The sequence below is a fragment of the Bradyrhizobium sp. BR2003 genome, assembly GCF_009720285.1.
In the GTDB taxonomy this organism is placed as follows: domain Bacteria; phylum Pseudomonadota; class Alphaproteobacteria; order Rhizobiales; family Xanthobacteraceae; genus Bradyrhizobium; species Bradyrhizobium elkanii.
The window spans coordinates 1-25968 of record NZ_SMYJ01000019.1 but is presented as its reverse complement, the minus strand read 5'-3'; the positions used below and the strand labels follow the sequence as shown (position 1 = coordinate 25968).

Annotated in this window: 27 protein-coding genes; 20 read left to right on the top strand and 7 right to left on the bottom strand. The window is 65.0% G+C overall.

The features are described 5' to 3' along the window. Window positions 1-27: 27 nt before the first annotated feature. The gene (locus tag E2I15_RS13300) at window positions 28-723 is read right to left on the bottom strand and encodes a GntR family transcriptional regulator (protein ID WP_050387017.1); all 696 of its coding nucleotides are present in this window, start codon (window positions 721-723) and stop codon (window positions 28-30) included. A 217-nt stretch (window positions 724-940) separates the two neighbouring features. Here E2I15_RS13300 and E2I15_RS13295 point away from each other — a divergent pair, with 217 nt between their 5' ends. The 6 genes from E2I15_RS13295 (at window position 941) to E2I15_RS13270 (ending at window position 6209) form a co-directional block, all read left to right on the top strand. Beyond that, window positions 941-3070, top strand: a complete 2130-nt coding sequence (locus E2I15_RS13295) for an acetate--CoA ligase family protein (RefSeq protein ID WP_137476348.1) — start codon at window positions 941-943, stop codon at window positions 3068-3070. 273 nt (window positions 3071-3343) lie between these two features. Then, window positions 3344-4141, top strand: a complete 798-nt coding sequence (locus E2I15_RS13290; protein ID WP_137476347.1) for a sterol desaturase family protein — start codon at window positions 3344-3346, stop codon at window positions 4139-4141. Next, window positions 4128-4505: a hypothetical protein gene (locus tag E2I15_RS13285; RefSeq protein WP_137476346.1), complete on the top strand. Its 378-nt coding sequence runs from the start codon at window positions 4128-4130 to the stop codon at window positions 4503-4505. Before E2I15_RS13290 ends, E2I15_RS13285 begins: the two co-directional genes overlap by 14 nt. A 12-nt stretch (window positions 4506-4517) precedes the next feature. Further along, window positions 4518-4715, top strand: coding sequence for a hypothetical protein (locus E2I15_RS13280; RefSeq protein ID WP_024579640.1), 198 nt, complete (start codon window positions 4518-4520; stop codon window positions 4713-4715). A 40-nt stretch (window positions 4716-4755) separates the two neighbouring features. Next, window positions 4756-5064 (top strand): DUF6166 domain-containing protein, encoded by a 309-nt coding sequence (locus E2I15_RS13275; RefSeq protein ID WP_246667876.1) that lies wholly within the window; start codon window positions 4756-4758, stop codon window positions 5062-5064. Window positions 5065-5099: 35 nt separating this feature from the next. Then, on the top strand, window positions 5100-6209 hold the full coding sequence (locus E2I15_RS13270; protein WP_137476344.1) for a Zn-dependent alcohol dehydrogenase: 1110 nt from the start codon (window positions 5100-5102) through the stop codon (window positions 6207-6209). 6 nt (window positions 6210-6215) lie between these two features. Here the strand turns inward: E2I15_RS13270 and E2I15_RS13265 are convergent, their stop codons facing one another. Both E2I15_RS13265 and E2I15_RS13260 read right to left on the bottom strand, forming a co-directional pair. Continuing rightward, a complete protein-coding gene (locus E2I15_RS13265) occupies window positions 6216-6974 on the bottom strand; it encodes a GntR family transcriptional regulator (protein ID WP_137476343.1) in 759 nt (252 codons plus the stop codon). Between the two features lie 105 nt (window positions 6975-7079). Next, on the bottom strand, window positions 7080-8489 hold the full coding sequence (locus tag E2I15_RS13260) for an MFS transporter (protein ID WP_137476342.1): 1410 nt from the start codon (window positions 8487-8489) through the stop codon (window positions 7080-7082). Between the two features lie 364 nt (window positions 8490-8853). Here E2I15_RS13260 and E2I15_RS13255 point away from each other — a divergent pair, with 364 nt between their 5' ends. The 4 genes from E2I15_RS13255 (at window position 8854) to E2I15_RS13240 (ending at window position 12059) form a co-directional block, all read left to right on the top strand. Next, window positions 8854-9261 (top strand): hypothetical protein, encoded by a 408-nt coding sequence (locus E2I15_RS13255; RefSeq protein ID WP_016842371.1) that lies wholly within the window; start codon window positions 8854-8856, stop codon window positions 9259-9261. A gap of 151 nt (window positions 9262-9412) precedes the next feature. Further along, window positions 9413-10192 carry an NYN domain-containing protein gene (locus E2I15_RS13250; RefSeq protein WP_137476341.1) on the top strand — a complete coding sequence of 260 codons (780 nt, stop codon included), beginning with the start codon at window positions 9413-9415 and terminating at the stop codon, window positions 10190-10192. Window positions 10193-10406: 214 nt separating this feature from the next. Next, window positions 10407-10796: a DUF1236 domain-containing protein gene (locus E2I15_RS13245; RefSeq protein ID WP_137476340.1), complete on the top strand. Its 390-nt coding sequence runs from the start codon at window positions 10407-10409 to the stop codon at window positions 10794-10796. A 201-nt stretch (window positions 10797-10997) separates the two neighbouring features. Further along, window positions 10998-12059: a ketopantoate reductase family protein gene (locus E2I15_RS13240; protein WP_137476339.1), complete on the top strand. Its 1062-nt coding sequence runs from the start codon at window positions 10998-11000 to the stop codon at window positions 12057-12059. A gap of 139 nt (window positions 12060-12198) precedes the next feature. Here E2I15_RS13240 and E2I15_RS13235 read toward each other — a convergent pair whose 3' ends face one another. Both E2I15_RS13235 and E2I15_RS13230 read right to left on the bottom strand, forming a co-directional pair. Next, window positions 12199-12801 carry a thiamine pyrophosphate-dependent enzyme gene (locus tag E2I15_RS13235; protein WP_137476338.1) on the bottom strand — a complete coding sequence of 201 codons (603 nt, stop codon included), beginning with the start codon at window positions 12799-12801 and terminating at the stop codon, window positions 12199-12201. An 8-nt stretch (window positions 12802-12809) separates the two neighbouring features. Next, window positions 12810-13385: a thiamine pyrophosphate-binding protein gene (locus E2I15_RS13230; RefSeq protein ID WP_137476337.1), complete on the bottom strand. Its 576-nt coding sequence runs from the start codon at window positions 13383-13385 to the stop codon at window positions 12810-12812. A 187-nt stretch (window positions 13386-13572) separates the two neighbouring features. On the opposite strand from E2I15_RS13230, the gene E2I15_RS13225 reads away from it, so the two are divergent. From E2I15_RS13225 to E2I15_RS13210, 4 genes are all read left to right on the top strand, one after another. Then, window positions 13573-14538 (top strand): Bug family tripartite tricarboxylate transporter substrate binding protein, encoded by a 966-nt coding sequence (locus E2I15_RS13225; RefSeq protein WP_137476336.1) that lies wholly within the window; start codon window positions 13573-13575, stop codon window positions 14536-14538. A gap of 3 nt (window positions 14539-14541) precedes the next feature. Further along, window positions 14542-15438, top strand: a complete 897-nt coding sequence (locus E2I15_RS13220) for an amidohydrolase family protein (protein WP_137476335.1) — start codon at window positions 14542-14544, stop codon at window positions 15436-15438. Between the two features lie 15 nt (window positions 15439-15453). Then, window positions 15454-16503, top strand: a complete 1050-nt coding sequence (locus E2I15_RS13215) for a hydroxyacid dehydrogenase (RefSeq protein WP_137476334.1) — start codon at window positions 15454-15456, stop codon at window positions 16501-16503. 666 nt (window positions 16504-17169) lie between these two features. Beyond that, complete coding sequence (locus E2I15_RS13210; protein WP_137476333.1) at window positions 17170-17385, top strand: hypothetical protein; 216 nt, start codon at window positions 17170-17172, stop codon at window positions 17383-17385. A gap of 13 nt (window positions 17386-17398) precedes the next feature. Here the strand turns inward: E2I15_RS13210 and ilvD are convergent, their stop codons facing one another. Beyond that, window positions 17399-19243 carry a dihydroxy-acid dehydratase gene (gene ilvD, locus E2I15_RS13205; protein ID WP_137476332.1) on the bottom strand — a complete coding sequence of 615 codons (1845 nt, stop codon included), beginning with the start codon at window positions 19241-19243 and terminating at the stop codon, window positions 17399-17401. A 228-nt stretch (window positions 19244-19471) separates the two neighbouring features. Between ilvD and E2I15_RS13200 the strand changes: the two genes are divergently transcribed. From E2I15_RS13200 to E2I15_RS13190, 3 genes are read left to right on the top strand one after another with little or no spacing between them, the layout of a single operon-like run. Next, the gene (locus E2I15_RS13200; protein WP_137476331.1) at window positions 19472-20029 is read left to right on the top strand and encodes a carboxymuconolactone decarboxylase family protein; all 558 of its coding nucleotides are present in this window, start codon (window positions 19472-19474) and stop codon (window positions 20027-20029) included. A 4-nt stretch (window positions 20030-20033) separates the two neighbouring features. Next, the gene (locus E2I15_RS13195; protein WP_137476330.1) at window positions 20034-20189 is read left to right on the top strand and encodes an SDR family oxidoreductase; all 156 of its coding nucleotides are present in this window, start codon (window positions 20034-20036) and stop codon (window positions 20187-20189) included. Window positions 20190-20205: 16 nt separating this feature from the next. Next, window positions 20206-20733: a VOC family protein gene (locus tag E2I15_RS13190; protein ID WP_137476329.1), complete on the top strand. Its 528-nt coding sequence runs from the start codon at window positions 20206-20208 to the stop codon at window positions 20731-20733. A gap of 5 nt (window positions 20734-20738) precedes the next feature. Here the strand turns inward: E2I15_RS13190 and E2I15_RS13185 are convergent, their stop codons facing one another. Next, a complete protein-coding gene (locus E2I15_RS13185) occupies window positions 20739-21731 on the bottom strand; it encodes a LysR family transcriptional regulator (protein WP_137476328.1) in 993 nt (330 codons plus the stop codon). Between the two features lie 184 nt (window positions 21732-21915). Here E2I15_RS13185 and E2I15_RS13180 point away from each other — a divergent pair, with 184 nt between their 5' ends. From E2I15_RS13180 to E2I15_RS13170, 3 genes are all read left to right on the top strand, one after another. Next, complete coding sequence (locus tag E2I15_RS13180) at window positions 21916-22848, top strand: ABC transporter permease (RefSeq protein WP_349629380.1); 933 nt, start codon at window positions 21916-21918, stop codon at window positions 22846-22848. A gap of 70 nt (window positions 22849-22918) precedes the next feature. After that, window positions 22919-23944, top strand: coding sequence for a sugar ABC transporter substrate-binding protein (locus E2I15_RS13175; protein WP_038379599.1), 1026 nt, complete (start codon window positions 22919-22921; stop codon window positions 23942-23944). Window positions 23945-24041: 97 nt separating this feature from the next. After that, window positions 24042-25968 (top strand): ABC transporter permease (locus E2I15_RS13170; protein WP_155262364.1); only part of this gene is annotated, 1927 nt, incomplete at its 3' end.

Here is a 25968-nt window from a genome sequence, read left to right as displayed (position 1 = left end):
GATTCTCAAACTTACGTGAGCGGCTCTCTACGTGAATAACTCTTGGCCGTGCGCCTCGACATAGGCGGCAAGTCCAAGCGTGTGATCGCGCGCGCGCTTTTCGGCGAGCTCGGTGTCGCGCGCTTCCAGCGCCTCGATGATCCCGAGATGCTCGGGCAGCGAGGTCGCGGTGCGGTCCTTGCGGCCGATCGTGAGCTGGCGATAGCCGCGCACATGCAGCAGCAGGTCGTTGGTGAGGTCGACCAGCACAGGCGATTCCGACAGCGAGATCAGCGCCTGGTGGAAGGCGATGTTGGCCTTGGAATATTCCTCGACGTGATCCTGCGGCAGGCGATCGTCGCTGAAGTCCTTGAAGAAGTCGCGCAGCGCCGAGATGTCCTTCTTGCGCGCGGTGGTCGTGATCAGGCGCGCCGCCATGCTCTCCAGCGCCGCCCAGGCGCGGATCATGTCGACGATCTCCGCCTTGGTGCGGCGGACCACGACGATGCCGCGGCGCGGCACGGTCTTCACGAATCCGTCCTGCTCGAGCATCGCGATCGCTTCGCGGATCGGCGTGCGGCTGACGCCGAGGCGCTCGGACAATGCGCGCTCGTCGAGCATCACCGGCTCCGGCGTCGCGTAGATGTCCATCTTCAGGATCGCTTCCTTCAAGGCTTCATAGGCCTTGTTCTTGAAGCTCGTCTCCGGCGCGATCCGGACGATGGCGATATCTGTGTCAGCCATGGTGGGCGACGCCTTGGTCTGTTTCGGTTCTGGCACGACTCGTCTCCTCCTCTTGGAGACGTCTTCTTAGCAGAAGAAATTACCTTAGATTTTTGGCATGCCAAATACCAGAATGTCAAGCTGCCTATATTTTTCGATCTTTTTGGACCTCGACCGACCTTGACAATTGCGTTTTTGGCATACCAAATGCCACGAAATCTGTCCTAGGAGGAAGCCAATGTCAAATTCGAAGGATGCGGTCCGCAAAATTCTCGATGCGGTCAAGGCCGACAAGCGCACGAGCCTCACCGCGCCCGAAGGCAAGGTGGTGTGCGACGCCTACGGCATTCCGGTGCCGAAAGAGGGCGTCGCCAAGTCGGCGGCCGAGGCCGCCCGCATCGCCTCCGACATGGGCTTCCCGGTCGTGATGAAGATCGTCTCGCCCGATATCCTCCACAAGACCGAGGCCGGCGGCGTGGTGGTCGGCGTCAAGAGCGCTGCCGAGGCCGAGAAGAGCTACGAGACGATTCTCGCCAACGCCAGGAAGTACAAGGCCGACGCCAAGATCGAGGGCATCCAGGTCCAGCAGATGCTGGGCGGCGGTACCGAGGTGATCGTCGGCTCGATCACCGACGGCTCGTTCGGCAAGCTGGTCGCCTTCGGTCTCGGCGGTGTGCTGGTCGAAATCCTCAAGGACATCACCTTCCGCCTCGCGCCCGCGACCAAGGACGACGCGCTGTCGATGCTCGACGGCATCCAGGCGCATGAGATGCTGAAGGGTGTGCGCGGCGGCGATCCTGTCAATCGCGAGGCGCTCGCCGACGTGATCGTCAAGGTGTCGCAGCTGGTCAGCGACTTCCCCGAGATCGTCGAGCTCGACCTCAACCCGGTGTTCGCCACCAGCAAGAACGCGATCGCCGCCGACGTCCGCATTGTTGTCGACTTCAACTACAAGCCGCGCCCGGCGCCGCGTCCGACCGAAGAGATCGTCGCCGCGATGAACCGCATCATGCAGCCGAAGGGCGTTGCGGTGATCGGCGCCTCCGCCGAGGACGGCAAGATCGGCAACTCCGTGATGAAGAACCTCATCAACGGCGGCTACAAGGGCGAGATCTATCCGATTCACCCCAAGGCCGACGAAATCCTCGGCTACAAGGCCTACAAGAGCGTCAAGGACGTGCCTGGCGTGATCGACACGGCGGTGTTCGCGATCCCGGCGAAGTTCGTCGCCGGCGCGCTCGCCGAATGCGGCGAGAAGAAAATCCCAGGCGCGGTGCTGATCCCCTCGGGCTTTGCCGAAGCCGGCGCGCCGGAGCTGCAGGCCGAGATCGTCGAGGTCGGCAAGAAGTACAATATCCGCCTGATGGGGCCGAACATCTACGGCTTCTATTATACGCCGGCCAATCTCTGCGCCACGTTCTGCACCGCCTATGACGTCAAGGGCCACGCCGCGCTGTCGTCGCAGTCGGGCGGCATCGGCATGGCGATCATCGGCTTCTCGCGCTCGGCCAAGATGGGCGTGTCGGCGATCGTCGGCCTCGGCAACAAGTCCGACATCGACGAGGACGATCTGCTTGCCTTCTTCGAGCAGGATCCCAACACCAACCTGATCGCGCAGCACTGCGAGGACCTCAAGGACGGCCGCGCCTTCGCGGAGGCCGCCAAGCGCGTCTCCAAGAAGAAGCCGGTGGTCGTGCTCAAGGCCGGCCGCACGTCGGCGGGTGCGAAGGCGGCCTCGTCGCACACCGGCGCGCTCGCCGGCAACGACAAGATCTACGAGGACGTGTTCAAGCAGTCCGGCGTGATCCGCGCCCGCAGCCTGCGGCAGCTGCTCGAATTCGCCCGTGGCGTGCCGGTGCTGCCGACGCCGAAGGGCGAGAACGTGCTGATCATCACCGGCGCCGGCGGCTCCGGCGTGCTGCTCTCCGACTCCGTTGTCGACAACGGCCTGTCGCTGATGCAGATGCCGCCGGATCTCGATGCGGCGTTCCGCAAGTTCATCCCGCCGTTCGGCGCGGCCGGAAATCCTGTGGATATCACCGGCGGCGAGCCGCCGATCACCTATGTCAACACCGTGAAGCTCGGCCTGTCGGACGAGCGCATCCACGCGCTGATCCTCGGCTACTGGCACACCATCGTGACGCCGCCGATGGTGTTCGCGCGCAACATGGTCGAGGTGAAGAAGGAGATGGAGGCCAAGGGCTTCGTCAAGCCGATCGTCGCCTCGCTCGCCGGCGACGTCGAGGTCGAGGAAGCCGCCGAATATCTCTACCAGAACGGCATCCCGGCCTACGCCTATTCGACCGAACTCCCGGTCGAGGTGCTCGGCGCCAAGTACAAGTGGGCGCGCGGGGCGGGCCTGCTCTGATCTTCTGATCTGTCGAATACCACAGGCCGCCCCGGACACCGTCCGGGGCGGCCTTTTCGTTGGGGGCCCCCCATCTGCAGTGCCGCCGAGATGAGCGGGAAGGGCGCGATCAGCCTGATCGCGCCAAGCCAGCTCAGGCTTTCTTGATCCTCCTGCGCGGGTTCCGTGCACCATGTTCTTTTCCGCAACCACGCGCGACCGTCGAAGGCGGCTTGCCTTCCGTATCTGATGTGCTACTGATATGTCAGATAAAGAATGATGGAGGGACCCGCGATGGAGTTGGCTGCAACAGGGATGACCGACCGCCAGCGCAAATATCGCGCGACCTACCGCGAGCGCGTGGTGGGCTGGTACAATGGCTGGCTGCACGTCGTGCTGATCTACACGATCGGCTTCACGGCGCTGTATGTCTATCTGGCCAATGTGCACGACGTGAGGTGGTGGGAATACCTCACCATTCCCGTGGTCTTCCTGATCGCAAACTTCTTCGAATGGGCGGTGCATCGCTTCGTCATGCACCGGCCCTCGAATGTGCCGTTGCTGCGCGCGATCTACAGCCGCCACACGCTGATGCACCATCAGTTCTTCACCGAAGAGGAGATGCGCTTTGCCGATCATCACGACTGGCGCGTCACCTTCTTCCCGCCCTATGCGCTCGTGGTGTTTACCCTGATGTCGATCCCGCCGGCGATCGTCGCGGGCCTCGTGATCTCGGCCAACACCGGTTGGCTGCTGATCACCACGACGACCTCGATGTACCTGATCTACGAATTCATGCACTTTTGCTGCCACGTCGAGGAAAACGCCTTCGTGCGCAACATGCCCTTCGTCAACACCATCCGCCGGCATCATACCGCCCATCACAACCAGTCGATCATGATGGAGCGGAACATGAACCTGACCTTTCCGGTGATGGACTATGTGTTCGGCACCTCCGACCTCAATCGCGGCCTGCTTGGCCACATCTTCAACGGCTACAGCACGCGCCACGTGAAGACCGACATGCGCCGGACGGCGCGGACGCCGCGGGTCGCGGCGAAGCAGCAATCGGTGCCGCATGCCGCAACTTGAACCCAATCTCGCAGGCCTCGCCTGGTTCGGCCTGCTGTGGAGCGTGTGCTGCATCGGCTTCCTGCAGCTGGCCGGCATGTATCCGCTGCGCGGGCGCGCCGTCCTGCCCGTGACGATGACGACCATCGTGTGGGTGATGTTGCTCGCCGGCACGCTGGCGTTCGCGCTCGCCGAATTGCGCTGGACCACCGTCGTTGTCGTCGGCGGCGTGCTGTTCCTGTTTCTGCCCGGGCTGTTTCAGGCGCTGCCGGAATGGTGGCGCGACGGGCGCGCGGGATTGCGGCTGTCCTGTTGCGCCATGATCGTAGCGCTTGCGCTGCTGGTCCGCGTCGCCGCGCCATCCTTTCCCACGTGGTTGACCTGAAGGGAGGTCTCGATGCCAAGCCACATCAAGCTTATGCTGTCGCTGGCGTGCCTCGCCACCGCAGCCTGCGGATACTTCTTCATGGTCTATCTGGGACAGCAGGGACCGAGCTATGCGGTCGCCTTCCTTGGCGTGTTCGCTACCGTCGCGATGTGGATCTTCCCCGAGGTCGTCAAGAAGGACCTCAAGATGCGTCCGCCAGGATCCTGACCGAACTCCTGACATGATGCTGCAGCACAGGGAGGATCCGATGGCGAGCTATACCGGGGACCGCACCATCGACGGCATTTCGGTGCTGGTCGACGGCAAGCCGCTGTCACCGCATTACGACCAGCTTCGTCTCACCGAACACGGTTTTGAATGGAGCTACGAGGGGCCCGAGCCGGCACAACTGGCCTTTGCGCTGCTCTATGATCATCTGCACGATGCCACCGCCGCGAAAGCGCTGTACGAGAGCTTCATGCGGCGCGTCGTCGCCAATTTCGACAATGAATGGGAGCTCTCCTCGGCCGATCTCGACGAGGCGGTTGCGGCGCTGCGGTCCGGACAGACGGCCTGAGCCCGTGCTGATGTCCCCGGCAAAGAATTCTTGAGATGACCCTGACCTGTCGCGCGGCGGTGCTGCATCAAAGCGGAATGCCGCTCTCCGTCGAGCGCGTATCGCTTGCGCAGCCGATGCCGACCGATGTCGTGGTGAAGGTGCGCGCCGCAGGGCTCTGCCACACCGATCTGGAGGTGATTGACGGATCGTTGCGCTATCCCTTGCCGATGATCCTCGGGCACGAGGCGGCCGGCGTGGTCGAGGAAATCGGCAGTGCGGTCCGCGACATCAGCGTCGGCGATCGCGTCATCCTGTCCTGGAATCCGCATTGCGGGCACTGCTTCCACTGCGACCGTGCGCAACCGATCCTGTGCGAGACCTATCTCGCGCGGGGCGCGGAAGGCGTGCATTTCGACGGCGCGTCGAAGGCGCAGCTCGTCGACGGCCGCAACCTGGCGCACCTGATGTTCCTCGGCGCGTTCTCGGAATATGTCGTGCTGCCGGCGCAGCAGGCGATCGTCGTGCCGAACGACATCCCGTTCGACCGTGCGTGCCTGATCGGATGCGGCGTCATGACCGGCGTCGGCGCCGCGCTGAACGTCGCCGCCATCGGCCACGGCGATACCGTGATGGTCACCGGCTGCGGCGCGGTCGGGCTGGCAGCGGTGCAGGGCGCCCGGCTTGCCGGCGCCGGTGCTGTTATCGCGGTCGACCTCGATGATGCAAAGCTTGCGCTGGCGCGGCAGCTCGGCGCCACGCACGTCGTCAACGCGGCGCGCGAGGACCCTGTCCAGTTCGCAAAGCAGGCGACGCGCGGCCGGGGCGCCGACGTCATCCTCGAAGCGGCGGGCCATCCGAACGCGTTTCGGCAGACCGCCGAGGCGGTGCGGCCGGGCGGTGAGGTGATCTGGCTCGGCAAGATCGACGTCACGCAGGACGTGAGTTTTCGCTGGGGCGCGTTGATGGGCGAGAAGCGATTTCGCCGCTCGAGCTACGGCGGCGCGCGGCCACGGCGCGACTTTCCCCTGCTGGCGCAGGCCTATCTCGACGGCCGGCTCAAGCTCGACGAACTGATCACCGGCCGCTGCAGCCTCGACGGCATCAATGACGGCTTCGAGGCGCTGCGGCGCGGACGTTCGATCCGAACGGTCGTCGAGCTCTGAGAGCTGCTACAAGGTCGAACGCGCAAAACTTTCGATGTAGTCGATCAGGCTGTCGGAGGCCGCGCCCGCGGCGTCGACGCGGCGCTCGGCGATGGCTTCGGCGACGTCGGCATGCAGCCGCGCCGCGAGTGGCAGATCGGCCGCTTCCTTGTAATGCTGGTACCAGAACCGGCGCGACAGGCCGTGCATCAAGCCCATCGCGCGGGAGGCGAACTCATTGCGCGACGCCGCGGAGATCAGGGTGTTGAACTGATGATCCAGCCGCATGAACAGCAGATCGTCGGATTGTTCCGCCGCGCGCCGCATGCCGGCGGCGATCTCGGTGAACTGCGCGCGCTGCTCGCCGGTGGCGCGCTCGGCGGCGCCGCGCGCCATCAGCCGTTCCAGCTCGCGCCGGACTTCGAGCAGGCGCAGCTGAGCCCTGAGGTCGATCTCGGACACCAGCACGCCGCGCCGGGCCAGGATGTTGACGAGGCCGTCGCGCGACAGGCGCTGCAAGGCTTCGCGGATCGGAGTTCGGCCGATGTCGAGCCGCTTGGCGAGCACGAGCTCGGAGAGCGCGGTGCCCGGTGGCAGTTGCAGCGTCACGATCAGCTCTTCCAGCTCGGCATAGGCGCGATCGGTGAGTGTGACGTCGCTTTGCGGGAGGGGAGCAGGCGCGGAACCGCGCGGCTTGTCGCCGGCGGCGGACGATTGCCGTGCCGGCCGGCGGCTTCCTTTTGCGCGCGCGCGCACCGTGCTGGATCGCTTGTTCAAATTTACCATCTGGATCGCGAGTGCTGCTCTACAGCAGATATCTCACACGCCCGATGGCAATGACAAGGCCGGTCGATCGGCCTAAGCCGAATCGGACGGCGCGCAGTGCGCCCATCAGTGCGAAATGCTTTCCAGCGTCCGGCCGCGGGTCTCCTCGCCGAGCAACAGCACCGCAAGCGCCGCCACCACGAATGCGCCGGCGCCGAGCGCAAACACGCCGCCTTGTCCGGCCGCCGGCAGGATCACGCCGATCATGTAGGGGCCGATCAGCGAACCGATTCGGCCGACCGCGGAGGCGAAGCCCGTTCCGGTCGCGCGGACATGGGTCGGGTACAGTTCGGGCGTATAGGCGTAAAGCGCCGACCACATGCCGAACAGGAAGAACTGCATGCAGAGGCCGGCAATGATGAGCTGGGTCTGGTCCGCTGCCGAGCCGTAGAAATGGCAGGCGATCGCGCCGCAGAGCAGGTTCATCACCAGCGTCGCCTTGCGGCCCCACGATTCGACGAGCCACGCCGAGACCAGGAAGCCGGGGACGCCCGCGAGCGAGATCAGGATGGTGTAGAACACCGATTTGGTGATCGGGAAGCCCTTGGCCTGCAGCAGCGCGCCGAGCCACGTGGTCAGGCCGTAGAAGCCGAGCAGCGCGAAGAACCACAGGGTCCACAACATCGTGGTCCGCTTGGCGTAGATGCCTGAAAACAGTGTCCTCAGACCGGTCGTTTCGGAAGCGGGGGCGGCCGCCTGGCGCAGTACCGGCGGCAGGTCCTTGCCTCCGAGACGATCGCGGACCCTGGATTCGATGTCGCGCACCGTGGCTTCGGCCCGCTCCGAATGACCGTGCGAGGCGAGCCAGCGCGGCGATTCCGGAACGTAGCGGCGCACGACAAGCACGAAGACGGCCGGGATCGCCTGCAGGATGAAGACCCAGCGCCAGTCGGCGAGCTGCAGCACGAAGTAGGTCAACAGGCCCGACGCGATGAAGCCGAGCGGCCAGAATCCTTCGAGGAACGCGATGTAGCGGCCGCGGTTGCGCGCCGGCATGATCTCCGAGACCATCGACTGCGCGACCGGAAACTCCATGCCCATTCCGAAGCCGAGCAGCAGGCGGGACGCGCCGAGCGCGGTCGCCGTGGTGGACAGACCGCAGCACAGGCTGCCCAATCCCCAGAAGATCATGCTGACCTGGAAGACGCGGGCGCGGCCGAAACGGTCAGCAAGCAGGCCGGCCGACGCAGCGCCCGCGAACATGCCGAGAAAGCTCATGCTCGACAGCAGCCCGGCCTCCGCCGTCGACAGGCCGAAGGTCTGGCGGATCGAACCGAGCACGAAGGTGAGCGCGGCCAGGTCCATGCTGTCGAAGAACCACGCGGTCGCGATGATTCCGAAGATCCAGCGCTGATAGGAGGTCAGCGGCAGGCGCTCGAGCCGCGCCGCGATGTCGGCGATCTGTTGCGCCTGCGCGGTTCGCGCAACGGCCGGAGCCCGGCTTCCGGCTGCCGCGGTGACGTCGGAAATGGTCATTGCTGCCTCCCCAGGTGGGTATTGATGGGCTCTTGCCGGCCTTTTCATAAAATGTCACACGGATAGCAGTGATATGTCAATTGGCGATCACAGGCGAATTGGCGGCGCGAACCCGGGCCGCAGCACCGGAGGGGGCCGCGGACACATCGACGCGTGGCGCGGTCCTCCCGTGATCCGGTCGACCATCCTTGCCGCTTCGGGCATCCTGCGAAGCGGCATCAAGAGCCGGTTAACGGCATCCGAGAAATCGGGGGCTAACGGATAATCCGGCTTTAATGGGAAGCCGACTAAACGTCACGTGGTTGCAAGGTATCGGATGCCTGAAGGTATCCGATGTTGCGTCGGGCGGAGGCGTTTTCCCCATATGTCAGTTCAGGCCGATCTGGATTTTGCGAGCGACGATCGCGCGAGGGCGCAGATCGGCGCGGCGGTGAGCTATCTGCTCAGGGACGCGACCGGCGTCACGCGTGAGCATGCCGTCGAGACGATTGTCGAGATGGTGCGCGACATCGCAAGCCGGCCGCCCACTGTCGAAGCGGCATCGATTCAGCCGCTGATGAGCGGCGTCACCTATCGGGATTTTGTGATCGATGCCTACCGGCGCGATGTCGATCGCTGGCGCGCAACCATCCGCCGTTCGAACGGCAAGAAGATCCGGATCGCTTCGCCGCCGTCCGTGCGCGACGAGGCGACGACCACAGCGGACGCGATCACCGCCGAGAAGGCCATCGAGTTCGCCAGGCGGGCGATCGACCTCGGCGAGGTGATCTGACCTCGCCACCTCAAGGCTGCCATCGCCGCGAGAGTCCGGCGATGCGCTGAGCCTATGCTTCGGACGCGCGATGTGCTCCGATACGACGGCGCGCCGGTTCCGGAGCCGTCTCGTGGAGCCTTGATCCATCGTGTCCCAGCCGAGAAAAGCCATGCCTTCCGAACTCCGTTCGCCGCGTCTGGCCGTCCTGATCGACGCCGACAATGCATCCGCAAAGATCGCCGATGGGCTGTTCGAGGAGATCGCCAAGATCGGCGAGGCCAGCGTGCGCCGGATCTACGGCGACTTCTCCAATCCGAGGTCCAAAGGCTGGGCCGACATCCTGTCGAAGCACGCCATTATCCCCCAGCAGCAATTCGCCTATACGACCGGGAAGAATGCATCCGATATTACGCTGGTCATTGACGCCATGGACCTGCTGCACAGCGGCCGGTTCGACGGCTTTTGCCTGGTGTCGTCGGACAGCGATTTCACCCGGCTTGCCGCCCGCATCCGTGAGCATGGCATCGACGTGTTCGGGTTCGGCGAGCAGAAGACGCCGGAGAGTTTTCGGCAGGCCTGCCGCCGGTTCGTCTATACCGAGAATCTGCGCGGCGGCGCGCCCAGCAATCAGGATGCCGCCGTGCGGGCGCAGCCGCTGCAGCCACCGGAGGCCGCCACGCCCATCCTCAAGAAGATGATCGGCCAGATGGCAAGCGAGGACGGCTGGGTGACGCTTGGCGAGGTCGGACGGCAGCTGGCCAATTTCGCATCGGATTTCGATCAGAGGACCTACGGCTTCCGCACCCTCGGCGAGCTGGTGCGCAGGACCAACGCTTTCGAGATCGAGTCGAAGGGCGGGACGATGCGAATCCGCATCAAGCCTTCAGCTGCACCGCCGCCAAGACGACGAGCTCCAAGGCGTCGAGCCGTTCCAAAACCGCCGGAATGAACGGTGCGAGGCGCGGCCTGCTCTGAACGATCCCTGAATCTGAACTTGGGATGAATGCTGCTTCGGACATTGTCCGGAGCAGCATTTTCATTTGTGCCGGAATCAAGCGAATTGCGCGCGGAACTGGAGTTGCGCAAGTTGCAGCATTGGAACTGGAACGTTCTCGTTGCTTGCGATGTTGAGGGGGCATCGATCAATTCGGAGGAGGAGAATCATGAACAAGCGTTTTGCTGTGTCCCTTGTCGCTGCTGCGTCGCTGCTCGCGTCCGGTTCGGCCTTCGCGCAGTCCACGACTGCGGCGGGCGCCGCGAACGGCGCGCGGGCCGGCGGCGAAATCGCGGGGCCGGTCGGCGAGATCGTCGGCGGCACGGTGGGTGCCGCGGTCGGCGCCGGCCTCGAGATTCCGAATGCGGTGATCACCTCGATCCCGCGGGGCGAGCCGTCGGTGGTGGTGCGTGAACGCGTCGTGGTCGGCGAGCCGCTGCCCGATACGGTCGTGCTGCGTCCGGTGCCGCGCCACACCGAGTATCGCTACGCGGTCGTCAACGATCGCCGCGTGATCGTGGAGCCGCGCACCCGCCGGATCGTCAAGATCATCGACTGATCGCGCCGAGACATCTGACTACGAATATCCTCGCGGGCCCATCGCTCGCGGGGATTTTCTTGGGCCCATGAATACCGGCATGGCACCGCCCAGCTTTTTTCATGAAACGACCGGTTGGCCTGACGCCGCGATCCCCTAGACTGATCCGCAACGGATGGACGCAGCCAGCGTTCGTCTCAATCAAGAACAGGGGATGGAAGCATGGGTCGGAAGATCGCGATCGTCGGCGCGGGAGCTGTCGGCGGCTACGCCGGTGCGCATATGGTGCAGGCGGGAGAGGACGTCACCTTCATCGATCCCTGGCCCGCGCATGTCGAACACATGCGCAAGCACGGACTGCGCGTCACGCACGCGATGGACGTCGCGGAATTCTCGGTGCCGGTGCGCGCGCTTGATGTCACCGACGCGCAGCAACTGGCAAAGGAAAAACCGGTCGACATCGCCTTCGTCTGCATGAAGGCCTACGACACCGCCTGGGCCACCATGATGATCCGGCAATATCTGGCGGCCGACGGCTATGTCGTGTCGCTGCAGAACTGCATGAACGAGGAGACCATCGCCGGCATCGTCGGCTGGGGCAAGACGCTCGGCTGCATCGCGAGCAGCATCACCGTCAATTTGCCGGAGCCCGGCCATATCCACCGCGGCGCCGGCAAGGGCGGCGCAGCGCATACCGTGTTTCGCGCCGGCGAGGTGCATGGCCGCATCACCGCGCGGGCCGAAGAAGTCTGCCGCCTGGTCGGTTATTCCGACAGCGCCAAGGTCACCTCCAATCTCTGGGGCGAGCGCTGGTCCAAGCTCGTCGCCAACGTGATGGGCAACGGGCTCTCGGCCTGCACGGGTCTAACGGGCGGCGAGGTGCTGCAAAGCGAGCCGCTGCGCCGCTTCTCGACCCGGCTCGGCAGCGAGGCGATCCGCGTCGGCCAGGCGCGGGGCTATCAGCTGGAGGAGATCCTGCATCTGCCGCCCGAAACCATCGCCCGCGCCGGCGAGGGCGACGAGGCCGCAACGCGCGCCTGCGACGAGCAGCGCTTCAAGGACGCCAAGCGCACTTCGTCCGCGCAGCGCCCCTCGATGGGCCAGGACATGCAGAAGGGCCGCCGAACCGAGATCGAATTCCTCAACGGCCTCGTGGTCCGCGAGGGCGAGAAGTTAGGTATCGCGTGCAATGCCAACGCCGCGCTGACCGACATCGTCAAGCGCGTCGAACGCGGCGAGCTCGCGCCGGATCCGCGGCACATTACCGAGTTGCGGATGAATTGAGTGGCCACAGCCGTCGAGCGAAGCGAAGCAATCCATCTCTCCGCAGGTGTGGAATGATGGATTGCTTCGTCGCAGCGCAAAATTGCTCTGCAATTTTGTCGCGAGCTCCTCGCAATGACGGATGCGTAGGCCTTCTTAGCTACAGCAGCTGCCTCACCCCCATGCCGTGCATGAAGCGCTCGCGGATCTGCACGGGGTCGCGGCGGGTGGTGCCGGTGCCGGGCTTGTCGTCGATGCGGACACCGATCAGGGTTGGGCCGGGGGCCTGTTTCGACTGTTCGATCAGCCGCTCGAAATCGTCCTCGTCGGCGGCCCAGAAGCTGTTCGCTATCCCGCTCGCGAGCGCGATCGCGACGAGGTCGGTATGGCCCGCGGCCGGCGTCGGCTGCGCACCTGTGATCTGGTAGATGCCGTTGTCCATCACCACCATGGTGAGATTCTTCGGCGCCAGGGTCGCGATGGTCGAGAGGCAGCCGAGCTGCATCAGCAGTGAGCCGTCGCCTTCCAGCGCGAATACGCGCCGCTTCGGCTGCGCCAGTGCGACGCCGAGCGCGATCGGGAAGGCGAGGCCCATGCTGCCCAGCATGTAGAAATTCTGCGGGCGATGGCCGGCGGCCCAGAGGTCGAAATTGGTGTTGCCGATGCCGCCGATCACGGCTTCGTCCTTGAGCCCGGCGACGAGGCGCTGGGTGAGCTCGAAGCGGTTCATCACCTTGGTGTTGCGCGCGTGGGTGCGGGTCATGGCCGATCTCACTTGTCGAAGGTCTTGCCGCCGGTCAGCAGCGGCGAGAGGATCAGCGCCACCGGAGCCTGGGTGGTGACGGCCTGCTTGATCGAACGGTCGGCGATGAATTCGACCTCGTCGAGCCGGGTGATGGTGTGATGCTCCATCGCCAGCGAATCCAGCACCGGGCGCATGGTGCGGCAGACCAGCGCCTGGCCGTAATTGAACTCGCCGAGCGTGCCGCGCTCGGAGACGAACATGATCAGCGGGATCTGGTAGGGCACCGCGAGCGAGGCCAGCACGTTGGCGAGCGTGGCAAAGCCCGAGGTTTGCATCAGCACCGCGCCGCGCGTTCCCGCCATCCAGGCACCGGAGACGATACCGACCGCTTCTTCCTCGCGCGCGGTCGGAAACGTCGTGAAATAGGGATCGGCGTGCAGGTCCTTGATCAGCGTGGTCAGCACCCGGTCGGGCACATAGGGCACGAGCTTGATCTCGTTCCGCTTCAGCGTCTGCAGCACGATGCCGTGCCAGCTGGTCGCCGCATCCTGGGACTTGTCCTTGGCTTTATCTTTGGACGAGGCTTGTTCCGCGGCCGCCATCCTGGTCTCCCTGCTCGCGCGACGCTGGTGGCCGCTTGCCGCACGAAACTTGACGCGGTGCCTGCGATTGTCAACATGTCGCGGCCGCAACGCGATCTGCGGAATTCGGCCATCGCAGCGCTGAACCAACGTGCGATACAGGCGTAACGAAAAAGGGACGGTAGCGATCAAGGGACGGGAGGCGTCGATGGCCGGATGGGTCTGGCGGACCGCCATTGCGGCAGCGGCCATGATTGTGGCCGGCGTTGCGTCCGCGCAACCGTTCCCGGCCAAGGCCGTTCATATTCTCGTTCCATATCCGCCCGGCGGCGGCGTCGATGTGCTGACGCGGACGCTCGCCGAAGCGGTGTCGAAGACCTGGACGCAATCGATCGTGGTCGAGAACCGGCCCGGCGCCGGCGGGGTGATCGCCTCGCAGGCGATCGCGACCTCCGCGCCCGACGGTTACAATCTGATCATGGTGGCGAGCGGCCACGCCACCAATCCGTTCCTTTATCCGAAGCTGCCTTACGACACGTTCAAGGATTTTTCGCCGATCTCGCTGCTGGCGTCGTCGCCGAACGTGCTGCTGGTGCGCGCCGATTCACCGTTCAAGTCGGTCGCCGACGTCATCGCCGCGGCGAAGGCGAAGCCGGGCAGCCTGTCCTTCGCCCATGCCGGCAACGGCACCTCGACCCATCTGGCCGGCGAGCTGCTCAAGAGCCTCGCCAAGATCGATCTCGACGCGATCCCCTACAAGGGCGGTGCACCCGCGATCAACGATCTGCTCGGCGGGCAAATTCCGATGTCGTTCAACAACGGACCGGAATCGGTCGGGCAGCTGCAGGCCGGCACGGTTCGCGCGCTCGCGGTGACGACCGGCTCGCGTGCGCCGTTCCTGCCTGACGTGCCCAGCATGTCGGAAACCGTGCCGGGCTACGACACCGAGGTGTGGTGGGGTCTGCTCGGACCCGGCAACATGCCGGCCGACCTCGTCGCGAAGATCTCGCATGATTTCGTCGCGGCGGTGAACACCGATGCCGTGAAGGAGCGGCTCGGCAGGCTCGGTGCGATCCCGATCGCCTCACCGCCGGACAAGTTCGCGGCCAAGATCAAGGCCGACTACGACAAATGGGGGCCGATCATCAAGGCCGCCGGCATGAAGGCGGAGTAGGGCATGGCTGCGTCGGACATTCCCGCCTGCCTGCCGCCGCGTCCGGTGACGCCGCCGAGGGACAAGCTGCCGCCCAAGGCCTGCGACACCCATGCGCATGTATTTGGCCCAAGCGACCGCTTTCCCTATGCCGGCGATCGCAGCTACACGCCGCCGGACGCGCCGCTTGCGAGCTATCTCGGCATGCTCGATGCGCTCGGTTTCGCCCGCGGCGTGCTGGTGCAGGGCAGCGCCCATGGCCGCGACAATTCGGCGATGCTGGATGCGCTGCAGCGCGAGCCCGCGCGGCTGCGCGGCGTCGCGGTCGCCGATGCCGATATGGCGGCGGGCACGCTGCGGCAATGGCATGTGCTCGGCGTCCGCGGCCTGCGCTTCAACCATTTCTTCCGCGGCGGGCAGCTGCACTATCGCGGCGGCATTCCCTTGAACGTTGCCGCGACGCACGCGGGTGTGATGGCCGAGCTCGGCTGGCATCTACAGCTCTGGATCGATGTGAAAGATCTGCCCGACACGATCCCGACGCTGAAGGCGCTCGGCCTGCCGGTCGTGGTCGATCACATGGGCCGCACCGACGCTGCCGCCGGCATCCACACTGCCGGCTTTCAGAGCCTGCTGCGGGCGGTGGACGAAGGCTGGTGCTGGGCCAAACTGTCGGGCGCGCATCGCCTGAGCCAGCGGGCGCCCGATTATCCGGATGCGCGGCCGTTCCACGAGGCACTGGTGTCGGCCAATCCTGAAAGGCTGGTGTGGGGTGGCGACTGGCCGCATCCGCGGGTCGAAGGCGAAATGCCCGACGCCGGCCATCTGCTGACCCTGTTCCAGGACTGGACGCCGGATGCGGCGACCCGGCACCGTATCCTCGTCGACAATCCCGCCCGACTCTATGGCTTCCCAAACTGAAAGCTGCTCGAAGACATGACCGTCAACAACAAGCGCGTGTTCTACGTCAAATACCTCGCCCACGAGATCTACGTCGATATCCTGAAGAAGCGGCCGGACGTCCGGCTCGATCGTTTGGAGAACGAGACGCCGGAGGCGACGTTCGCGCCTGTTCTCGCCGACGCGCATGCCTATCAGATCGGCGCTGCGCGCGATGAGCTGGCGCCGCACTTCCATGCCCACGCCGAGCTGTTGAAGCGCGCGCCGAATCTTCTGATCGTGTCGTCGAATGGCGCCGGCTTCGATCCCGTCGATGTCGATGCCTGCACCGCGGCAGGCGTGCTTGTCGTCAACCAGTCCGGCGGCAACGCCAATTCGGTCGCCGAACACGCGCTCGGCATGATGCTGACGCTGTCGAAGCGGATCATCCAGTCCGACCGCAGGCTGCGGCGTGAGGCCAATGTCAACCGCAACGATCTGATCGGCAATGAGCTGAAGGAGAAGACCGTCGGCATCGTCGGTCTCGGCAATGTCGGCCGCCGCATCGCCGAGCTGTGCAGGGGCCTCCTGCACATGAAGGTGATCGCTTACGATCCCTATCTCACGGCAGAGGAGATGGCGAAGCGGGGCGGCGAGAAGGTCGAGCTCGACGATCTGCTGCGCCGCGCCGATTTCGTCTCGATCTCCTGTCCGCTGGACAACAAGAGCCGGGGCATGATCGGCGCGCGCGAATTCGCGCTGATGCAGCCGCACGCCTACTTTGTGACGACAGCGCGCGGCTTCATCCACGACGAGAAGGCGCTCGAAGAGGCGCTGCGCGACAAACGCATCGCCGGGGCCGGCCTCGATGTCTGGGCGAAGGAGCCGCCGCCGCCGGATCATCCGCTGCTGCAGTTCGACAATGTGCTGGCGAGCCCGCACACCGCCGGCGTCACCCGCGAGGCGCGCATCAACATGGGCCGGATCGCGGCCGAGCAGATCCTCGACGCGCTCGACGGCAAGCGTCCGCCGCGCATCATCAATCCCGAGGTCTGGCCGGTCTACGCGCGACGGTTCGAGAAGGCGTTCGGGTTCATGCCGGGGTAGGGGCAGGCCTCCCCCTGCGGGGCTGCGGCTGCGCGCGGCCAAAAATATCGAAAACAACCCCATGCAAAGGAGCTGGCGGCTGCCGGCATTCGAGCAGGCAACTTGACGCGCCGGGCAACTCAGGGGTATATTTCCAATATTCCGAAATCGTGCAGGCACCGCCCCTTGCGGGGGGGGGGGGAGATTTGCCGCAAAGGCGGAGCGAACTCTCTTCGCCGGTGCGTCCCTCACACAAACGGCCAGCCGTGCGAGCGTTCTTGCGCACACGCAAGAACACCGGAGAAAATCTCCTTCGTCGTAGCCTCGATCGAGGCAATAAACCCACTGCCAAAGCACCGCCTCGCAACGCGTCCGTTGTTATTTTCCCTGAGATATCGACGGCTTAGCCCGAAATCGCCATTTTCCGTTCGTGCCCGACCATTCCGGGCACGGAAGGAAGATGTTCGATGCGACAGGTCCAGTCATTGCTCCGCAACGCGCCCGCCAGGATCGGCCGCCGTCTTGCGCAGATCGTCGCGATCGCTGCCGCCAGCCTGCCCCAGGCCGGCGCGTAGTTTTCCCGGCTGCGAACAGTCGCACGCGACCTCGGCGAATTAACTCACTACCCATTCGTGTTAGTGCTAGCGTGGTACCCCCGGGCTCTGCCGGTGCAGCAGGGAGGGTTCCATGTCACGCTTTGTCGTTCATTTCATGAAGGACGTGCTCGGCGGCAATGGCCGCGAGCGCGAGGTCTGCCAGGGCGCACTTGAGATCGACGCCTCGAGCGAGGGCCAGGCCACCGAGATGGCCAAGGTCAAGTTTTGCCAGGAACAATCGTTGTGCGACTGGTCACTGCACGCCGACCGCATCCGGATCGAGGCGGCCGACTCGCACGTGACCTAGCACTTGTTGCCGATCACTCCGGCAGGATGCGAACCGCACCCTTCGCCGCGCTGCTGGCGAAGGCCGCATAGGCCTTCAGCGCGGTCGAGACGGCGCGCTTGCGCGGTGCCGCCGGCTTCCAGGCCGCATTGCCCCTGGCTTCCATCGCCGCGCGGCGACGCTTCAGTTCGACATCGTCGACCGCGAGGTTGACCTTGCGGTTCGGGATATCGAACTCGATGACGTCGCCTTCCTCGACGAGGCCGATCAGGCCGCCTTCGGCGGCTTCCGGCGAGACGTGGCCGATCGACAAGCCGGACGATCCGCCGGAGAAGCGGCCGTCGGTGATCAGCGCGCAGGCCTTTCCGAGACCTTTCGACTTCAGATAGCTGGTCGGGTACAGCATCTCCTGCATGCCCGGGCCGCCGCGCGGACCCTCATAGCGGATCAGCACGACGTCGCCGGCCTTCACCTTGTTGCCAAGGATGCCTTCGACGGCGGCGTCCTGGCTTTCGAAGATGCGGGCAGGGCCGGAGAACTTCAAAATGCTCTCGTCGACGCCGGCGGTCTTCACGATGCAGCCGTCCTCGGCAAGGTTGCCGAACAGCACGGCGAGGCCGCCGTCCTTGGAATAGGCATGCGCGGCGTCACGGATGCAGCCCTTGGTGCGGTCGAGATCGACCTCGTCGAAGCGGCGGTCCTGGCTGAAGGCTTCCTGGGTCGGCACGCCGCCCGGCGCGGCACGGTAGAAATTGCGCACCTTGTCGCTTGATGTCCGCACCACGTCCCAGCGGTTCAGCGCGTCGTCCAGCGTCGCGGCGTGCACGGTCGGCCCGTCGGTCGTGAGCAGCCTGGCGCGGTCGAGCTCGCCGAGGATCGCCATGATGCCGCCGGCGTGATGCACGTCCTCCATGTGGACGTCCTGCACCGAGGGCGCGACCTTGCAGAGCACCGGCACCTTGCGCGACAGGCGGTCGATGTCGGTCATCGTGAACGGCACTTCGCCCTCGCGCGCGGCGGCGAGCAGATGCAGCACGGTGTTGGTCGAGCCGCCCATCGCGATGTCGAGCGTCATCGCGTTCTCGAACGACTTGAAGTTCGCGATATTGCGCGGCAGCACCTTGGCGTCGTCCTGCTCGTAGTAGCGGCGGGCGAGGTCGACGATCAGATGGCCGGCCTCGACGAACAGGCTCTTGCGGTCGGCGTGGGTCGCCAGCACCGAGCCGTTGCCGGGCAGCGCGAGGCCGAGTGCCTCGGTCAGGCAGTTCATCGAGTTCGCGGTGAACATGCCGGAGCAGGAGCCGCAGGTCGGGCAGGCCGAGCGCTCGATCACCGCGACGTCCTCGTCCGACACGTTGGAGTCGGCGGCCGCGACCATCGCGTCGATCAGGTCGACCGCGCGCTTCTTGCCCTTGAGCAGGATCTTGCCCGACTCCATCGGTCCGCCCGAGACGAACACGGTCGGGATGTTGAGCCGCAGCGTCGCCATCAGCATGCCGGGCGTGATTTTGTCGCAGTTGGAGATGCAGACCATCGCGTCGGCGCAATGCGCGTTGACCATGTATTCGACGCTGTCGGCGATCAGCTCGCGCGAGGGCAGGCTGTACAGCATGCCGTCATGACCCATCGCGATGCCGTCATCGACCGCAATGGTGTTGAACTCCTTGGCGACGCCGCCGGCCTTCTCGATCTCGCGAGCCACGAGCTGGCCGAGATTCTGCAGATGCACATGCCCGGGCACGAACTGGGTGAAGGAATTGACCACCGCGATGATCGGCTTGCCGAAATCCTCGTTCTTCATGCCGGTGGCGCGCCAGAGGCCGCGTGCACCCGCCATGTTGCGGCCGTGGGTGGTGGTGCGGGAGCGATAGGCGGGCATCGTAAATCCTTCTCAAATCCTTGGGCTAAGGCCATTTTTTAAGGGAGTTGGCGCTCCTTATGCCTGCCCGTGGATACGGATTCAAGCGCGGAACCGCATGGCAGAACCCCGCTATTCGGCCAATGCCGGGTGCGCGGCTTGATCTCGGTCGGCGGGGTGCATTAGGTGGACGGACCGGGAAGCCGGACCAAAGACAACGAACAACAAACAAACAGACGGGAGAAACGCGTGGCAAGGCTGCCCCTGATTGATCCGGAGACGACGAGCGGCGACATCCGCGCCGCGTTCGACCGCATGCCGGTCAAGCTCAACATCTTCCGTATGATGGCCCATGCCGAGGCCAACATGATCCCGGCGATGCGGCTCGCCAATTCGATCCTGCACAAGCAGAAGCTGTCCGCGGTCAACCGCGAGCTCCTGATCCTGCAGGCCGCGCAGCTCGAGGGCGGTGCCTATGAATGGCGCCAGCATGTGCCGATCGCGCTCGGCGTAGGCGTGACGCAGGCCCAGATCGATGCCGTCGAGCGCGGCAATTACGACGATGCCGCGCTCAACGCCGCCGAGCGTGCGCTGCTCGGCTTCGGCCGCGAGGTGGTCGAGAAGGTGCGCGTCGGCGACGCCGTCTTCGCCGGCGTGCGCCAGCATTTCAGCGATCAGGAGATCGTCGAGGCGATCGTCGCGCTTGGCTTCTACATGATGATGGCGCGGCTGACGGAGGCGACCGAGACCGATCTCGATCCGGCCGCCGGCATGGCCGTCTACGAGGGCGGCAGGAAGCGGAGCTGACGGGATGTCGGAGATTTCGCAAGAGGCCAAGCAAGACGCGAAGCCGGAGCGCCATGTGCGTCCGCTGAGCGCGGCCTATGCCGTGTTCTTCATGTCGGACGAAAGCGTCTATGTCACCGCGCGGACGCTGGCGGTCGACAGTGGGCCCAGCGGTTTGTGAGCGGCGGGGAGGGCGCATGAGTGCATTGTTCGGCAAGGTCTGTCAGAACGGCTACGTCGTTCGTGACATCGATGCGGCACTGAAGTTCTGGACCGAGACACTGCGGGTCGGGCCATTCTTCCTGATCCCCTCGGTCAAGGTCGATTGGTTCCGCTATCGCGGCGTGGACTCCGCGGTCGAGATGTCGATCGCGCTGGCCAATTCCGGCGATCTGCAGATCGAGCTGATCCAACAGCGCAACAACGCGCCGTCGATGTATCTGGATTTTCTGGCGCGCCACGGCGAAGGCCTGCAGCACATGTCGTACTGGAGCACGGACTACCAGTCGCTCTACGACCGCGCCATCGCGGCAGGCTTCACGGTCGGTCATGAAGGCCAGATCGGCGGCCCCAAGGGACGCTTCGCCTATTTCGACACCGCCGGCCATGCCGGCACCGTGATCGAGATCTCGGACATCTCGGGATCGAAGGGGCGGTTCTTCGAGAAGATCAGGATCGTGGCCGCGACTTGGGACGGCTCGGACCCGATCCGCGTGGTGGGCTGACGCGGCTATTCGGCGGCGATGCTGGCCGGCGCCGGATATCCCACGCTGGGGCGCATCTTCGCGCGCCCGTTCTTGCGGCCGAACTGGCTGCCGGCCAGCAGCGCCGCGGCGGCGCGCAGCTGCTCGCGCAGCCATTGATTGGTGGTGTCGTCCTCGGCGGTGGCGTGCCAGTAGAGATAATTGACGTGCGGGCTGATCGGGAACGGGCAGGGGAAGCACTGCAGCAGCCCGGGGTCTTCCAGCACGGAGGCGGCGCTCTCCGAGGCGGTCAGCAGCATGTTGCTGCGGCTCACGACGTGGCAGGCGGTTGCGAAATTCTGACAGGTCAGGCGAACAGTGCGGGTCAGGCCGAGGCGCTGGAGCTGAAAATCCTCGAACGACAGGCCGCTGCGCCGCGACGTCACGCAGACATGCTCCATGCGCAAATAAGCCTTCTTGTCGAGCCGGGTGCCGAGCTCGGGATGGCCGCGCCGCGCGAACACCGCGATATGCTCGGTCAGGATCTGCTCGCGCCGCACCTCCGCCGAGAGCGGCAACAGCGTATCGATCGCGACGTCGAGGGTGCCGGCGGCAAGCTCGCGCTCGAGATTGTTGCGCTCGCTGCGCACGGTGGCGATCTCGACCAGCGGCGCCACCATGCTGATCCGGTTGACCAGCGCGCTCAGCATCGGTGCTTCCAGATTGTTGCGCAGCCCGATCACGAACCGCTTCGGCGTCTTCGCCGGATCGAACCGGTGGGTGTGGGTCAGCGTCGTCTCGAGGCCGTTGAGCGCCTGGCGCACCGTGGTGATGATCTGCCGGGCCAGCGGGGTCGGCGTCATCACGTGGTTGCGGCGCACGAACAGCGGATCGTTGAACATCGCGCGCAGCCGGCTCAGCGCATGGCTGACCGCGGGCTGCGTCAGGTTGAGGCGGAAGCAGGCGCGGCTGACGCCGCCCTCGGAATAGATCGCGTCGAACACGACGAACAGGTTCAGATCGACGTCGCGTACATGCATGGAAATGATCAATCCGTATCCGCCGAATGCATTTGACGAATACTAGTCGGCACTCTTAAAGTCTCAAGCAAAATAATACCTGGAGGAAACGATGAGCGTGCAATCGCCATCGCGCGGCGTTGCTGTCCCTGCGGCATCATCTCGCCTGGGCGCAATGTTTGCAAAGCCGAGCCAGGAGCAGATCGTGCTCCTGATCACCATCGCGCTCCTGATCGTGTTCGGCCTGACGCTGAACGGCTTTGCCACCGTCTCCAATCTCCTGAATCTGTTGCGGAGTATTTCCATCCTCGGCGTGCTCGGCCTCGGCATGGGGCTGATCGTGATCAGCCGCGGCATCGACCTCTCCGAGGTCGCGATCATGGCGGGTTCCTGGGCGATCGCGCTGATCTACATGCAGAACGGCATGCCCGTTTTCACGGCGGTGCTGCTGGCGCTGGCGATCGCGGTGCTGATCGGCGTCATCAACGGCGTGATGGTCGCTTTCGTCGAGGCGCCCGCGCTGTTCGTGACGCTGGCTGCCGGCTTCGTCATCTATGGCCTCGCCTTCTGGATCGCGCCGGCCTGGGTGGTCTATGCGCCGAAGGATGCACCTAGCCTGATGTATCTCGGCGCCGGACGGCTGTTCGGCATCCCGGTTCCGATCCTGGTGTTCGCGGCCTGTGCAATCGCGATGCATTTGTTCCTGTCGCGCACCTCGATCGGCCGCTTCATCTATTCGCAGGGCGACAATCCGGAGGCCGCGCGGCTGACCGGCGTCGCGCTGCGGCCGCTGATCGTGCTCGAGCACGTGCTGGTTGCAGTGCTCGCCTGGATTGCGGGCCTGGTCTGGGTCGGCACCACGGGCAGCATGCAGATGGCGATCACCCAGGGCACCATGATCTTCGACGTCGTGCTCGTCGTCGTGATCGGCGGCATCAGCCTGATCGGCGGCCGCGGCAGCGTGTTCAGCGTCGTGGTCGGCTGCATCCTGATCGGCACGCTGCTCAACGCCTTCACCATCATGGACGTCAACAGCGAGGTGCAGAACATCATCAAGGGCGTGGTGCTGCTGGCCGCCATCGTGCTCGACAACTGGCTGCATCCCCGCGACGAGGAGACTGCGCGGCAAGGGGACTGAAACAGGGCGACTGAGCCGGCCGCCGCGCCAAATGAATCAATCAAAAGAAATTGCTTTGTGGAGGGAGACGATGAAGACGACGACAAAATTCTGGACGATCCTGCTGGCCGGCGTGACGCTGGCCGCGATGCCGTTTGCGGCATCGGCGCAGGAGGAAGGCACCAAGACCGCGCGCGAGCTGCGTGCCGTCTACGACAAGGCGCTGCAGGGCAAGACGATCGCCTATCTGCCGATCGCGCTCGGCGTGCCGCTGTCCGACGAATGGGGCCGGGTGCTGCAGGAGGAGGCCGAATGGCGCGGCATGAAATATGTCGTGCGCGATCCCAACAACAATCCGTCGGCGATGCAGCAGGCCTTGACCGCGCTGGTCGATCAGAAGCCCGACGTGCTTGTGGTGCAGAACCCGAGCGTCACGCTGCTGATGAAGGATCTGAAGCGCGCCGAAAGCCAGGGCACGCATGTGATCCAGATCAACATGTCCTCGAACTACAAGTCCGGCGCCTTTGTCGGCGCCGACTGGCGCGAGATCGGCAAGATGCTGGCGAACGAAGCCGTCAAGGCCTGCGGCACCGGCTCCGGCAAGTCGGGCAAGGTCCAGATCGTGCAGGGCGAACTGACCGCGGCCGCCAGCGTCGACCAGGTCGGCGGCATCATGGAGGTGTTGAACAAGGATCCGAACATCAAGGTGGTCTCGAACCAGGCCGCGAACTGGGACGCCAACACCGCGCTCAACGTCACCGCGACGGTGATCCAGCAGCATCCCGACCTCTGCGCCTCGATCGGCTTCTGGGGCATCATGGAGTCGGGCGCGGCGCAGGCGATCCGCAATGCCGGCAAGATCGACGATGTGAAGGTGTTCGCCTCCGGTGAAGGCTCGCAGCTCGATTGCGACCAGGTCAATTCGGGCAATTTCTACAAGTTCCTGAGCTACAAGGCGACCGAGCAGGGCCACGACCTGATGTTCGCGGCCGAAACCCTGCTGGTATCGGGCGAGAAGCCGGGCGGCCGCAATCTCGTCTATTACACGCGGCCGATCTGGCTCGATAAGTCCAACGCCTCGGGCGCCAACTGCTTCGCGCTACCCAAGAAAAATTAACAAGGCGCGGACAGCCGGCGCGGGGGGCATTCCCGCGCCGGCTGTATCACGGGTCAGAATCCGGAAACGTTGAAACCGGATCAGGAGTGCTTTGGCGATGTCGATGGCAGTTGATTCCTTTTCCGCATCGGTGCGGCGGTTCTCACCCCGGCTCCTGCTGTCGGAGCTGTTGCTGAAACAGTGGTTCGAGCCGGTGGTGCCCTTCACCGTGATGATCGGGCTGTGGGGCTATTTCGCGCTCACCATTCCCGACTACGCCTCGGTGCAGAACTCGGTGTCGCTGCTGCGGCTGTTCGCCGAATTCGGTTTCGTCGCGCTGGCGATGGGCTTCTGCCTCGTCACCGGCGGCATCGACCTGTCGGTCGGCGCGATCTTCGCGCTGTGCAATTTCGCGGCGCTGTACTTCCTCTTGGTGCGCGAATGGCCGGTCGGCCTCGCCGTGCCGGCGACGCTTCTGGTCGGCGCGCTGCTCGGCAGCATCAACGGCTTCTTGATCGGCTTCCTGAAGACACGGCCGTTCCTGACCACGCTGGTGACGCTGATCATCCTGCGCGCCTCGGTCAACCTGCTCAACACCAGCTACGCCCAGGTGTTCGCCACCAACTCGGTCGAGAGCGACGCCTGGGATTTCATCGGCGGCGGCAGCGTGCTCGGCATCCCCGTCAATGCGGCGACGCTGTTCGTGGTGCTGTTGATCTGCCACATCTTCCTGTCGCGCTCGCGCTACGGCTGGCATCTCACCGCGATCGGCGCCAGCCGCAAGGCGGCGCGTCACGCCGGCATCCGCGTCCGGGTGATGCTGTTCATGACCTATGTGCTGTCGGGGACGCTGTGTGCGGCGAGCGGCATCTTCTACGCCGCACGGCAAGCTTCGACGGATTCCACCACCGGCGTGGGGTGGGAATTCCAGGCGTTGACCGCCGTCGTGCTCGGCGGCGTGTCGCTCGCCGGCGGCAAGGGCACGGTGTGGCGGGCGATGATCGGCGCGCTGATCATCTTCCTCCTGATCAACGGCCTCGTGCGGATGGGCATCCCGGGTTACGTCACCTCGGCGGTGACCGGCATGATCCTGCTCGCCGCCGTCGGCATCGACGTCAAATGGTCGAAGAATCGCGGCAAGGCGATCCAGAAGATCTATGTCAATCCGGCCTTCGTGCCGCTCGCCTCGGCGCCTGCGGTGCAGCCCGGCGCGGCCTCGCCCTACGCGCAGAACGACCGGCTGATCAACGCTCAGGCGATCGGCGTCGATCAGGTCGAGGGGCCCGAGGACGTCATCCTCGACCGCCAGGGCCGGCTCTACGGCTCGACCCGCGACGGCAATGTGATCCGTTTCTCCGGGCCTGACTTCAAGACCCGCGAGGTGTTCGCCCATATCGGCGGCCGGCCGCTCGGCATGCAGTTCGATCGCGACGAGAATCTGATCGTCGCGGTCGCCGGCATGGGCGTCTACGGCGTCGCCCCCGATGGCCGCATCTTCAAGGTCACCGACGAGACCAACCGCACCTGGTACAAGCTGAACGACGATTCCCGCCTGCGCATGGCCGACGACCTCGACATCGCGCCCGACGGCAAGATCTATTTCAGCGACTGCACCACGCGCTACGAGATGACCACCAACACCCTCGACATCCTCGAGGGCCGGCCGAACGGCCGTGTGGTCTGCTACGACCCGGCGACCAGGACCACGCGCACGGTGATCAACCACTTCTATTTCCCGAACGGGATCTGCGTCTCGCATGACGGCAAATCGATCCTGATCGCGTCGACCTCGCTGTGCAAGGTGTTCCGCCACTGGATCGACGGGCCGAACAAGGGCAAGACCGAAGTGCTGATGGACGAGCTGCCGGGCAATCCGGACAACATCAACCGCGCCTCCGACGGCACCTACTGGCTGGCGCTGGTCGGCATCCGCACCCCGACATTCGACCTTGCGGCGCGAAAGCCAGGCTTCCGCCTGCGCATGGTGAAGCAGGTGCCGACCGACGAGTGGCTGGCGCCGGCGCTCAACCATGGCTGCGTGCTGA